12 protein-coding genes are annotated in these 12,478 nt (G+C 68.6%); 9 read left to right on the top strand and 3 right to left on the bottom strand.

What is annotated here, in order from left to right:
- Nucleotides 1–9 precede the first annotated feature (9 nt).
- A complete protein-coding gene (locus HV786_RS20445; protein WP_128828298.1) occupies nucleotides 10–1,020 on the top strand; it encodes a tripartite tricarboxylate transporter substrate binding protein in 1,011 nt (336 codons plus the stop codon).
- A gap of 120 nt (nucleotides 1,021–1,140) precedes the next feature.
- Here HV786_RS20445 and HV786_RS20450 read toward each other — a convergent pair whose 3' ends face one another.
- The 3 genes from HV786_RS20450 to HV786_RS20460 are packed head-to-tail and all read right to left on the bottom strand — an operon-like array spanning nucleotide 1,141 to nucleotide 4,859.
- Nucleotides 1,141–2,907 (bottom strand): ABC transporter ATP-binding protein, encoded by a 1,767-nt coding sequence (locus HV786_RS20450; protein WP_128828299.1) that lies wholly within the window; start codon nucleotides 2,905–2,907, stop codon nucleotides 1,141–1,143.
- 16 nt (nucleotides 2,908–2,923) lie between these two features.
- Complete coding sequence (locus tag HV786_RS20455; RefSeq protein WP_128828300.1) at nucleotides 2,924–3,790, bottom strand: ABC transporter permease; 867 nt, start codon at nucleotides 3,788–3,790, stop codon at nucleotides 2,924–2,926.
- Nucleotides 3,791–3,845: 55 nt separating this feature from the next.
- Nucleotides 3,846–4,859: an ABC transporter permease gene (locus HV786_RS20460; RefSeq protein ID WP_128828301.1), complete on the bottom strand. Its 1,014-nt coding sequence runs from the start codon at nucleotides 4,857–4,859 to the stop codon at nucleotides 3,846–3,848.
- Nucleotides 4,860–5,098: 239 nt separating this feature from the next.
- Between HV786_RS20460 and HV786_RS20465 the strand changes: the two genes are divergently transcribed.
- The 8 genes from HV786_RS20465 (at nucleotide 5,099) to metC (ending at nucleotide 12,426) form a co-directional block, all read left to right on the top strand.
- Entirely contained in the window at nucleotides 5,099–5,962 is an 864-nt protein-coding gene (locus HV786_RS20465) for a transporter substrate-binding domain-containing protein (protein WP_420809648.1), read from the top strand.
- A 2-nt stretch (nucleotides 5,963–5,964) separates the two neighbouring features.
- Nucleotides 5,965–6,843: a transporter substrate-binding domain-containing protein gene (locus HV786_RS20470; protein WP_128828302.1), complete on the top strand. Its 879-nt coding sequence runs from the start codon at nucleotides 5,965–5,967 to the stop codon at nucleotides 6,841–6,843.
- A gap of 38 nt (nucleotides 6,844–6,881) precedes the next feature.
- The gene (locus HV786_RS20475; protein WP_175211685.1) at nucleotides 6,882–8,141 is read left to right on the top strand and encodes an aminotransferase class I/II-fold pyridoxal phosphate-dependent enzyme; all 1,260 of its coding nucleotides are present in this window, start codon (nucleotides 6,882–6,884) and stop codon (nucleotides 8,139–8,141) included.
- Complete coding sequence (locus tag HV786_RS20480) at nucleotides 8,138–8,875, top strand: amino acid ABC transporter permease (RefSeq protein WP_128830190.1); 738 nt, start codon at nucleotides 8,138–8,140, stop codon at nucleotides 8,873–8,875. The genes HV786_RS20475 and HV786_RS20480 overlap by 4 nt, the downstream gene beginning before the upstream one ends.
- A complete protein-coding gene (locus tag HV786_RS20485) occupies nucleotides 8,865–9,686 on the top strand; it encodes an amino acid ABC transporter permease (protein WP_128830191.1) in 822 nt (273 codons plus the stop codon). Before HV786_RS20480 ends, HV786_RS20485 begins: the two co-directional genes overlap by 11 nt.
- Entirely contained in the window at nucleotides 9,673–10,494 is an 822-nt protein-coding gene (locus tag HV786_RS20490) for an amino acid ABC transporter ATP-binding protein (RefSeq protein ID WP_175211687.1), read from the top strand. The genes HV786_RS20485 and HV786_RS20490 overlap by 14 nt, the downstream gene beginning before the upstream one ends.
- A 64-nt stretch (nucleotides 10,495–10,558) precedes the next feature.
- Nucleotides 10,559–11,209, top strand: a complete 651-nt coding sequence (locus tag HV786_RS20495) for a cysteine dioxygenase family protein (protein WP_420809649.1) — start codon at nucleotides 10,559–10,561, stop codon at nucleotides 11,207–11,209.
- On the top strand, nucleotides 11,206–12,426 hold the full coding sequence (gene metC / locus HV786_RS20500; protein WP_128827795.1) for a cystathionine beta-lyase: 1,221 nt from the start codon (nucleotides 11,206–11,208) through the stop codon (nucleotides 12,424–12,426). The genes HV786_RS20495 and metC overlap by 4 nt, the downstream gene beginning before the upstream one ends.
- Nucleotides 12,427–12,478: the final 52 nt, after the last annotated feature.

The following is a 12,478-nucleotide window of genomic DNA, read 5'->3' on the forward strand; positions in this document are numbered from 1 at the left end:
AGAAGTCTCATGAACCGCAAGACCTTTTTGAAGAGCGGCCTGGGCGCCGCGATCGCCGTTGCCGCCGGGCTCGCGCTTTGGTCCGGATCGGGCGCCGCGCCCGTGGCCACCGAGGAAGCCGCGCGCTATCCGAACCGCCCCGTCAAGATCATCGTGCCGGTGGCGGCGGGCGGCAGCGCGGACAAGCTGGCGCGCACGGTGGCGCAGCGCCTGGGAGAGAGATGGCAGCAGAGCGTCGTGGTCGAGAACCAGCCAGGCGCCAGCAGCGCGATCGGCAACGCAGCGGTTGCGCATGCCAAGCCAGACGGCTATACCTTGCTGCTCAGCGGCGACGCCCTGTCGCTCAATGCGCTGCAAGACACGCGGGCCTACGATCCCGAGCGCGATCTCGTGGGCGTCACCAAGGCCGTGACCAATCCCCAGTTGCTGGTGGTACGGCCCGGGCTGGGCGTGAAGACGTTCCAGGAGTTCGCGGAACTCGTGCGAAAGCGCCCCGGCGAGATCACGCTGGCGTTGCCGGGCGGCACGGGCAGCCTGCAGCACCTGGCCGTTGAATTGCTCAACGAGCGGATCGGCGCCAAGACCAACCAGATTCCGTATCCGGGCGGGGGGCCGGCGTCGCTCGATGTGCTGGGCGGACACGTGGACGCGATGCTGATCACACTGGCCGCCGCGACCGAGAACGTGCGAAGCGGAAAACTCGTGGCCCTGGCGGTCACGACGACATACCGGTCCAAGGCGCTACCCGACGTGCCGACCTTGCAGGAAGCTGGGTTGAAGGACTACGAGGTGGAGAGCTGGCAGGGCCTGTCCGCGCCGGCCGGCACGCCCAAGGCGGTGATCGACCGCATCAACCGCGACGTCGTGGCGGTGCTGCGCGAGCCGAAGACCGCAGCCTTGCTCGAGAACCTGGGCTTCACGCTGGCCGCGACGCCGCCGCAGGACGTCGACCGGACTGTGTCAGAGGATATCGCGACCTATCGGCGTGTGCTGTCCGGCACGGGCGTGGCTTTGAAATAAGGGCCGAGGCGTTCACGCCGCGGTACGCCCACAACAGCGCGCCGCGTTGGCCACGACGCCGCTTACGGCCTTGTTTGTACTGAAGACCGTGGGCCGCGTGGTCATCGCCCTCTCGAGGGCTCAGGCGCGTAGACGCTGAGGCGTGGTGTCGGACAGGATGCCAGTCCCGTCGCCGCCGGGTACCGATGCCAGCAGCTCGCGCGTGTAGGGGTGGCTTGGCGATTGCCACAGCGCGTCGGGCGTGCCGCGGTCGACGATGCGGCCGGCCTGCATTACCAGCACGCGGTCGCAGAAGTACCTGATCACCGACAGATCGTGCGAGATGAAGAGATAGCTCAACCCTAGCTCGGCCTTGAGATCGGACAGCAGGTTGAGGATCTGTGCCTGGACCGAGACGTCCAGCGCGGAGACGGGCTCGTCCAGTACGAGCAGGCGTGGGCGGGCGATCAGCGCTCGCGCGATGCCGATGCGCTGGCGCTGTCCGCCCGAGAACTGATTGGGGTAGCGCCGCGCGGCGTCGGCGGGCAGTCCGACCTGGCGCAGTATCGCTTCGGTGCGCGCGGCACGCTCGTGTCGGTCGCGCACGCCATGCGCTTGCTGCACCGCCCCGAGGATACTGCCGACGGTGTGCCGGGGGTTGAGCGATGCATACGGATCCTGGAACACCATCTGCACGTGGCGGCGCCACGGTTTGAGCGCGCGCTCGCTCAGGGCCAACAGGTCGGTGCCATCGAATCGGACCGTGCCGGCATGTGCCGGCGTCAGGCGCAGCAGCGTGCGCGACAGCGTGGATTTGCCGCAGCCAGATTCGCCCACGAGTCCGAGCGTTTCGCCAGGCAGGATGTCGAAATCCACGCCGTCGACGGCCGTGACCGCACCGCGCGGACCGGGATAGCGGGTCTGCAGGTCGTGCACCGCGAGCAGGGGCGGGGCATCGGCCGGGATGGTTCGCGAGATGCGCACGGGCTCGGGCCGCACGACCTCGAAATGACGTGCGATGCCTTGCGCATCCCGCTGCACGCGGATCTCAGGAAGGCGGCCGCCGCCGCGCGCGAGCTCGGTGCGTGCAGACGCGCCCGCATGCAGGGACGCGGCCAGCAGGCCGCGGGTGTAGGGGTGCGCCGGCGCCGCGTAGAGGCGTTCGACAGGCGCGCGTTCCACGGCGATACCGTCGTGCATCACGATGACCTGATCGGCGCGCTCGCGCACCACGCCCAGGTCGTGCGTGATCAGGAGCAGCGCCATGCCGAGTTCCTGTCGAAGGCTGTCGAGCAGGGATAGGACCTGCGCCTGCACCGTCACGTCGAGCGCAGTCGTGGGCTCGTCGGCCACGAGCAGCCGGGGGCCGCACGCGATTGCCATCGCGATCATGACGCGCTGGCGCTGTCCGCCCGACAACTGGTGCGGATAGTCGTGCACGCGCTGGGCCGCGCGCGGGATGCGCACGCGTTCCAGCAGCGCGATGACCCGTGCGTCGAGTTGCGCCTTGGGCACGTCCTCGTGGCACCGGATGGCCTCGGCAATCTGCTGCCCGATGGTGTGTACGGGGTTCAGCGAGGTCATGGGCTCCTGGAAGATCATGGCGATCTCGCGCCCGCGCAATCGCCGGAACGCGGGCTCCGGCAGGGCCGTGAGCTCCTCGCCGTCGAGGCGCACCGATCCCGCCACTGCGGCGCCCGGCGCGAGCAGTCGCATCAGTGCGAGCGCCGTGGTGGATTTGCCGCAGCCGGACTCGCCGACCAGCGCCAGGGTCTGTCCGGCGGCAAGATCGAAATCCAGGCCGCGCACGGCGTGGTGGACGCCGCCCGGTACGGAAAATCGCACGTTCAGGTCGCGCACGGAAAGCAGGGGCGTGGACGACGCCAGGGGGGAGGAAAGCGTGGACATGCGGGCAGAACTCCGATCAGCGCGCCAGCCGGGGATTGAAGGCGTCGTTCGCCGCGTCGCCCAGCAGATTGAGTGCGAGCACGGTTGCGACGATGGACAGCCCCGGCAGCGCTGCGAGGTACCAAGCGGTGCGCAGCATCTCGCGCGCATCGCCGATCATGCTGCCCCATGAGACCACGTTGGGATCGCCCAGGCTCATGAACGACAGCGCCGACTCCATAAGGATGGCGTTGGCCACCAGCACAGAGGTGGTCACGATGATTGGGGGCAGCGCATTGGGCAGGATTTCTGCCAGGACGATGCGCAGATGCCCATAGCCCTGGGCTCGCGCCGCCTGCACGAATTCGGCATGGACCAGGGAACGGAACTCCGCGCGGACGAGGCGCGCGACGACGGGCCATGACGAGACACCGATCGCCAGCGCGATCACGCCCACGGAGGGCTGGGCAATAGCCACGATCACGATCACGAGCAGGAATGATGGAATGGTCTGGAACAGTTCCGTGAGCCGCACAAGCACGCGATCTGCCCAGCCACCGAAATAGCCCGCCGCGGCGCCGACGCTGACGCCGATCGTCAGCGACAGGGCGGCCGCGGCCAGGCCCACGAGCAGCGAGACGCGCGCCCCATGGGCCAGACCGGCCGCCACGTCACGTCCCATCGTGTCCGTGCCGAGCGGGAACTCGGGGTCTTGACTGGGCCACAACAGCGGCGTGCCCACCATGTCCAGCGGGTCGTGGGGAAAGAGCCAGGGCGCGCCCAGCGCCGCTGCCGCGATCACGGCGAGAAGCACGAGGCCGGCCAGCGCGGCAGGGTTGGCAAGAAATCGGCCGAGCGTGCTGGCACGCCAGGCGGCGGGATGGGGCAGGGAGGACGTCGTCATGCGGGGGCGGGGTGGGGCAAGGATCGGAGAATCGGCGAAGGGCGGAGCGCGCGGCTCAACGCGCCCGCACGCGGGGGTCGAGCGCGGCCTGGGCCAGGTCGACGACGATGTTCGCCACGATCACCAGCAGCGACGACAGGATCAGGATGCCCATCAGCACCACGTAATCGCGCGCCATCACGGACTCGTAGGCGAGCCGGCCGAGGCCGGGCCAACTGAACACGGTCTCCACCACGACCGCGCCGCCGAGCAGGGTGCCGAAGTTCAGGCCCGCGACGGTGAGTACGGGCATGAGCGCATTGCGCAACACATGGCGCAGCGTGACTCGCAGCGGCGCGGCACCTTTCGCGCGGGCGGTGCGCACGAAGTCCTGGCGGCTCACTTCGAGCATGGCGGCGCGGGTGAGGCGCGAAAAGATGGCGACGTAGAAGCCGGCAAGCGCCAGCGTCGGCAGGACCAGGTGGCGCGCCACGTCCAGCACGTGCGCGAGTCCGGTCTCATCGGTGCCCAGGGTGCTGACGCCGCCGGGCGGCAGCCAGCCCAGATGCACCGACAGCAGGATGATGGCCATGAGGCCGAGCCAGAACCCGGGCGTCGAGTACAGCAGCAGCGCGGCGAGCGACAGGACCCGATCCGGCCAACGACCCACGAACGAGGCCATCACCGTGCCGAGCATGACGCCGGCGATCAGCGCGGCGGCCAGCGCCGTGCTCATGAGCAACGCCGTGTTGCCGATGCGGCTCGCGATCAGGTCCACGACGGGGGTGTTGTAGCGAGGCGAGAGGCCGAGATCGAGCCGCACGAGGTGCTGCAGATAGTTGCCGAGCTGTTGCAGCACGGGCAGGTCCAGCCCGAAGTGCCGGCGTGTGGCGGCCATGCTGTCGGCCGTGGCCGAGCCGGACTCCGCCGCGATGACGTCCGCCGCGTCCCCGGGCACGGCCTGCATCAGGAAGAAGCTCAGGAGGATCACCCCGGCCACCGTGGGAAGCGCATGCAGCAGGGCGCGCGCGGCGGTGCGCCCCAGGGCGGGCAGGCGCGAGAAGCGGGAAGGGGAAGCGGTCGATGACATGGCGGTCGTGAAGCGAGGATGGGCCGATCGTAGCGGCGGCCCGCGTTCACCGGCTACGAAGCAAAGCGCATATGCAAAGTCGGAATCGCAACAGGGGCGAGCGGCGGCGGGTTGGGTGGCCCAGTCTCATATCCATAGTTGAAAGGCTTCTTTGCCAGCAGGCATGGCGACACGCACGATGACTGCACTTTCCGGCTGGCGAAACGCCGCCTTTCTCTACTCATCAAGGTGATGGTCCTATGGCACGACAAGAACTCCAACGCCGCGTCTCGCGCCATGCGCGCCGCTTTGCCCTGCGTGCGGGCGCCGCTCTCGGCCTGCTCGTCTGCATGGGGCTTGCCCACGCCGACGCCACGCAGGACAAGATCCGTGAACGCGGCAAGGTGACGATCGGTGTCCTGGCCAACGGGGGCGTGTTCGGCTCGCTCGATCCCGCCACGCAGCAACTGGTGGGATGGAACCCCGAACTGGCGCGCAAGCTGGGCGAAGACCTCGGCGTGCCAGTGGAACTGGTGCAGGTGCAGACGCCGACCCGTGTGCAGTTCCTGATCTCTGGCAAAGTCGATCTCCTGATCGCGTCGATGGAGCTCAATCCCGAGCGCGCAGATATCCTCGGGTACGCGCCCACGCCGTTCTATCGCGTGGGCGGCGCGGCTGCGACGCGCAAGAACAGCGGCGTGGCGCGGTGGGAAGACCTGCGCGGCAAGCCCGTATGCGTGTCGCAGGGATCGAGCTACGCCAAGCCGCTGGCCGCCGAATACGGCGCCGACGTGAAGGGCTACAAGACTTCCTCGGATTCGCTGCTGGCGCTCAAAGGTGGCCTGTGCGTGGCGGCGGTGCACGACTCCACGCTCATCCATCCGCTACTGAAGAACAACCCTGAGTGGACCGACTTCCATGCGCCCATCGCGACGGATGTGTTGCCGGCGAACTCGGTGGTCTGGACCCGCAAGGGCGAGGCGGACACCATCGCCGCCGTCGACAAGGTGATCCAGGGCTGGCATCGCAGCGGCTGGCTCATCCAGACCGAACAGCGCCTGGGCATCACGCCGCCGCAGCCCTTGCTGCAAGAGCTGCACGACAAGGCCGTCAAGGGGAGCTGAGCATGGGGCTGCGTTCTATCCCCTCGAACCGTATGGTGGCCGTGGTGGCCGCCGCGGCAGCCGCACTCTGCATGGCGGCGCCCGCGCACGCCGATGCCACTCTGGAAAAAGTGCGCCAGCGCGGCAAGCTCGTCGTGGGCGTGGACGGGGCGAGCCCCCCTTTCGGCGTGCTGGATCCGGCCACCGGCAAGGTGGGCGGTTTTCAGGCCGAACTCGGCGCGGACATCGCGCGGCGGCTCGGCGTGACGCTGGAGACGGTGCCCGTCACCGCCTCGACACGGGTGCAGTTCCTGCAGGCGGGCAAGGTCGACCTGCTGATCGCCAACATTCAGTGGACGCAGGAGCGCAGCGAGATCCTGAGCTATGCGCCCACACCCTACAACCTCGTGGGCGGCGCGGCCATGGTCTCGAAGAAGAGCGGAATCAAGCGCTGGGAAGACCTGCGCGGCAAGGTGGCCTGCGTGTCTCAAGGCAGCAACTTCGCCAAGCCCTTGCAGGAGACGTACGGCGCGGTGGTGAAGGGATTGCGCAACATTCCCGAATCGCTGCTGGCCCTGAAGGGCGGCACCTGCGACGCCTCCGTGCATATCCAGCCGGCGCTCTATGAAACGCTGCACGGCAAGAGCGCCTCGGAGTGGACGGCGTTCGAGCTTGCCACGCCGGACCAGCTCATTCCGTCGCCCACCGTCATCTGGACGCGCCGCGGGGAAGCCGACACGCGCGCCTTCGTCGACGGCGTGATCCGCGACTGGCACCGCACCGGCCTGCTCGTCACACAAGCCGAGAAGTGGAACGTCCCGGCTGACTATCTGCGCCAGGCGCGCGAGAAAGCGCAGCGCGGCGAATTCGAGGCCGCCCCGCCCGAATCCGCCAAGCCCTGATTCCGCATCGATCCCCGCACCTGTCCCGGAGCCATTCCATGACTGCCAGCCTGTTTCCTGCCTTGCTGTCGCAACGTGCCCGCGCTGCCGACGTGTCGCCCATCGCGGCGGCCAGCGCCCAGGCCGCGCGCCTGCGGGCCGAGGGGCGCTCCATCGTCACGCTCACGTCGGGCGAGCCTGATTTCGACACGCCGCCCGAGCTCAAGCAGGCAGCGGTGGCCGCATTGCAGGCCGGCCAGACCAAGTACACGCCCACCGCCGGTACGTCGGCGCTGCGCGAGGCGGTCGCGCGCGGCTATGGCGCGCGTCACGATCTGCGCTACGAAGCCGGCGACGTGCTGGTCTCCAACGGCGGCAAGCAGGTGATTTACCTTGCGTTCAACGCCACGCTGGACCCGGGCGACGAAGTCATCGTGCCCGCGCCTTACTGGCCCACCTTTCCGGACAGCGTGCGCATCAATGCCGGCACGCCCGTGATCGTGCCGACCCGCGCGCAAGAGGGCTTCAAGCTCACGCCAGCCGGGCTGCGCCAGGCCCTGTCGCCCCGCACGCGCTGGCTGGTCCTCAACTCGCCCGCCAATCCGACGGGCGCGGTCTATAGCGCGGCCGAGCTCGCAGCGCTGGCGGCGGTGTTGCGCCAGCATCCGGACGTGCTGGTACTGTGGGACGAGCTTTACGAAGAGGTCTGGTTCGGTGAGCCCCCCGCGCACTGGCTAACCGTGGCGCCCGACTTCCAGGGGCGCACGCTGCTGGTCAATGGGGTGTCGAAGGCGTACGCCATGACCGGCTGGCGGATCGGTTGGGGAACGGGCCCGGCCGGCCTTATCGCCGCGCTGGAGGCGGTGCAGTCTCAAGTGTCGTCCGGACCGAGTTCGGTAGGCCAGGCCGTTGCGCTTGCCGCCCTGGCGGGTGCGGCGGATGCGTTCGTGGCAGAGGCGCGCGCGGCCTATGGACGCCGGGCGCGCCTGGTGGCGCAGGGCCTGTCGGCGGTGCCCGGCCTGGACGTGCACGCGCCGGCTGGCGCCTTCTTTGCCTGGATCGGCGTGCAGGGCGTGATCGGCGCGACCCGTCCCGACGGCAAGGTCATCGCCGACGACGGCGATTTCACCGGTTGGCTGCTGGATTCCGAGGGCGTGGCCGTGGTGCGCGGCGCTGCGTATGGGCTATCGCCCTATATCCGCCTGTCCTTCGCCACATCGGACGCGCAACTCGAGCTGGCGGTGGAGCGGATCGCGCGGGCCGTGAAGGCGCTGCGGCCGGCGACGGTCGTACGCCAGGTTGCGCCGGAGGCCGCATGACCGAGTCACTGCTCGAAGGGTGGGTGGCGTTCGCCCGCCCATTCGGACTGAACTACGCATTCGTGCTGGATGCGGGTGAACGCGTGGCGTTTGTCCGCGGCCTGTGGGTCACCCTGCAGCTATGCGCTGCGTCGATACCCGTGAGCCTCGTGTTCGGCGTGTTGATCGCCGCCGGTCTCACGAGCGGACGGGCGTGGCTCACACGGCCCCTCACGGCCTTCGTCGAACTCACGCGCAACACGCCAACGCTGGTTCAGCTCTACTGCGCGTTCCTCGTGCTCAACATGCTGATCTCGCAGAAGCTCGAGGGCGGCAATCCGATCACCCCCTTTATGTGGGTGGTTCTGGTGGTGGCGCTGCATAAGGCCGTTTTTCATGCCGAGGCCCTGCGCGCGGGCATCGAAGCGGTTCCAGGCGTAACGCTGGAAGCCGCGCGGTCGCTGGCGTTCTCGCGCGGGGAGATCCTGTGGCGCGTGCAACTGCCGCTCGCCTTGCGTTTTGCCTTGCCTGCCCTGGTGAACAATCTGGTGGACCTGGTCAAGATGACCGCCATCGCGTCGGCGATCGCCGTGGGCGATGTGACGTACGAGTCGATCATGATCTGGTCGCAACGCGACAACGTGCTGGAACTCCTGCTTCTGATCCTGCTGTATTTCGGTCTCCTGACCTGGGTCGTGAGCGTGGCGGGCCGCTGGCTCGAGAACCGGCTGAGGATGCCCGGCTATGGACAATGACCTGACGCTGGCGCCGCTGGGGCGCTCCGGGTGGACGGCAGGGGCCGCGGCCCTGCTGCGTGCCGTGGCGCGGGACCCCTGGTTCATCACGCTGCTGATCCTCGCTGTGCCAGCCCTTTACTGGACGGCCTCGGGAACCACGCCGGTGGCCGTGGAGCGGCTCTGGTATTGGTGGCCCGCGCTGATGCGCGGACTGGGGATGAACGTGCAGATCAGCCTGCTCGCGATGACGCTGGGCACGATGCTCGGGCTGGTGGTTGGCGCCATCTCGCTCTCGCCGCTGCGTGCGCTGACGCGTGCCTATGTTCTGGCGTTCCGCAACGCGCCGATTCTCGTGCTCGTTTACTTCACCACCTACGTCTTTCCGTTCGAAGTGCCGGTGGCGGGCTGGGTGCTGCCGTTTCCGGACTGGATCAAGGTGGTTATCGGCTTGGCGCTGCCCGCGTCGGCGAATGTGGCGGAGATATTCCGCGGCGCGGTGCAGTCCATTCCGGCCGCGCAATGGGAGGCGGCGCACTCGCTGGGTTTCGCGCGCACGCAGATATTCCGCATGGTGATCCTGCCGCAGTGCCTGCGCCGCATGCTGGCGCCGTGGATGAACCTGTACGCAAGCATCACCATGAGTACGGCGCTCGCATCGCTCGTGGGCGTGCACGACCTCGTCGACACCGCGACCGTGGCCAGCAATACCGTCGCGCGCACCGACTTCACGATTCTCATCTATTTCACGCTGTTGGCGCTGTTTTTCGCCTACTGCTATCCCATTTCGCGCCTGACGCGCTACCTGGAGCGGCGCCATGCCCGACACTGATTCCCTCGTCCACCTGTCCAACGTGCACCTGGCGTTCGGCGACACGCCCGTCCTGAACGGCATCGACATCTCGGTGCGGCGTGGCGAGGCGGTGTCGATCATCGGCCCGTCCGGGTCGGGAAAGTCCACGATCCTGCGCTGCATCACCGGATTGCTGCGACCGCAACAAGGCGGGATCCGCGTAGGGGATGTCGACGTACAGGCCCTGCGGCGCGAACGCGACCTGATTGCGCTGCGCAAGCGCGTGGGATTCGTATTCCAGCAGTACAACCTGTTTCCCCATATGAGCGTGCTGGAAAACCTGGTGGCCGCGCCGATCAAGGTGGGCGGGGTGCCCCGTGCGCGGGCGCTGGCGCGCGCGCGCGCGCTGCTCGCCCGCGTGCACATGGAACACAAGGCGGGCGCCTACCCCGGCGAGCTCTCGGGCGGCCAGCAGCAGCGCGTGGCGATTGCCCGCGCGCTCGCGCTTGAGCCGGAGCTGATGCTGTTCGACGAGGTGACCTCGGCGCTGGATCCCGAGATGGTGGGGGAGGTGCTGACCGTCATCCGCGACCTGGTGAGCGAGGGGTTGACCTGCGTGCTGGTGACGCACGAGATGCGCTTTGCCGAGGAGGTGAGCGACACCGTGTATTTCACCGAGGCGGGCCGCATCGTCGAGTCCGGCCCGCCCGCGCAGCTCTTCGGCGCGCCGCGCAACGAGCGCACCAGCGCATTCCTGCAACGGGCGGCGGGCGGCGTGCCGGCCCGCCGCCGCAGCGACCCTTTCGATTCCCTGTTTTCCTTCGACCCGATGCGTCTGGCGGTATGACGGCCCGGCGCCGCGCACCCAGACGTTCTCTCACGACGTCCCATTCGAACACCACGAGGAGTCCATGATGACCCTAGCCCGATCCCCCGCGCAGTCCCCCACGGCCCGCCGCGCCAGCGTCGATGCCGCGCTGGCGGACATCCGCCTGATCCTCGCCGCGCGCGCCGCCGGCGGTGAGGCGCTAGACCGCGCCACGCTGGCGCAGGTCTCCCGGCGACTGGAGGCGCTGGCGACCGAACGCCATCTCTTTCCGTCCGAGGCGTTTCCCGCGCCGGCGCCTGGCGCCCGGGAGTCGTCGACGCGCTACCGTCTCAATCCCGACGATGGCGATGACGATCTCGCGCTCTATCTCAACGCGATCAACCCTGGCAAAACCACGGTGCCGCACAACCACACCACCTGGGCAGTGATCGTGGCGCTGTCCGGCGCCGAACTCAATCGCGTCTACCGGCGCACTGACGATGGCGCGACGGCAGGGGTGGCCCGGCTGGAGCAGGTCCGGGAGGTGCTGGTGGAACCGGGCCAGGCCATCGCCTTCCTGCCCGACGACATCCACAGCATCCACGTGGTTGATGGCGGCCCCACGCTGCACTTCCATCTCTACGGGCGGCCGCTAGAGACGCTCGACGGCCGCATCGGAATCCAGCCGGAAACCGGCGAGATCATCAACTACAACGCCAGTCAGTTGACGCCCAGCGTCGAGGTGCGAGCATGAGCCACGATCCCATATCGCATGACGACGCCGACCTGCGCACGCGCCTGATCCACGTCGGCTCGCCGGCGCTGCGCGACGGGGCCGGCCCCGTGAACGTGCCGGTGGTTCGCACGAGCACCGTCCGGTTCGCGGATAGCGCGGCGCAGCAAGCCTTGCAGGCGCGGCGCGGCGCGGGTGAGCGCGTGGCGACCTATGGCCGGCATGGCCTGGATACGCACGCCGCTCTGGAATCCGCGATCACGACGCTCGAGGGAGGCTATCGCACGCTGCTCGCGCCGTCCGGCCTGTCCGCCATCTCGCTGGTGTTTCTTGCGCTGCTCAAACCCGGCGATCACGTGCTGGTGAGCGACAGCGTCTATGCGCCGGTGCGCAAGGTGGACCAGGTGCTGCTTCAGCGGCAGGGCATCAGGGTGGAGTACTTCACCCCGGGGCGTGATGCGCTGCCCGACCTGCTGCGGCCCCAGACGCGCCTGTTGTATGTCGAATCGCCGGGCTCGCTGCTTTATGAAGTGCTCGACCTGCCGGCGCTGGCGGCCCAGGCACGCGAGCGCGGCGTCGTGGTGGCGATCGACAACACGTGGGGCGCGGGCCTGTACCACCAGCCCCTGGCGTTGGGGGCCAACATCTCGATCCAGGCCGCCACCAAGTATCTGGCCGGGCATTCGGACGTGATGATGGGCTCTGTCACCGCCGATACGCCCGACCTCTTCGACCGCCTCGCGGCCACGCACGATGGCCTGGGGCTGTCCGTGGGAGCCGATGACGCGTATCTCACGTTGCGCGGCATCCGCACGCTCGATGTGCGGCTGGCGCGGCACCAAGCCAATGCCACGGCGGTGGCCGCTTACCTGTCGGCCCATCCGGACGTTTTCCAGGTGTACTACCCGCCGCTGCCGCAGGACCCAGGCCACGCGCTCTGGAAGCGCGATTTCAGCGGCGGCAACGGCCTCTTGACGTTCGCGTTCGCGCAGAACGATCCGCGGGCGGCCGGCGTCTTCGTCGATGCGTTGCGCTACTTCTCGATCGGCGCATCGTGGGGGGGGTACGAGAGCCTGGCGCTTGAGGCCGCACCGCAGCGCCTGGCCGAGCATACGGGCTGGCCGGGCGGGCGCAGCGCCGTGCGCCTGCATGTGGGGCTGGAGCATCCGGACGACCTTATCTCCGATCTGGAGCAGGGCTTCGCCGCCGTGCGCGATCGGCTGCGGCTGAGCGCCTGAGCGACGACCGGGGCGGCGCTGGCAGCCGCGCCGACCCCGGCTTCGAGCTATA

Origin of the sequence: Achromobacter mucicolens, from assembly GCF_902859725.1 — a bacterium.
Taxonomy (GTDB): Bacteria; Pseudomonadota; Gammaproteobacteria; order Burkholderiales; family Burkholderiaceae_B; genus Achromobacter; species Achromobacter mucicolens.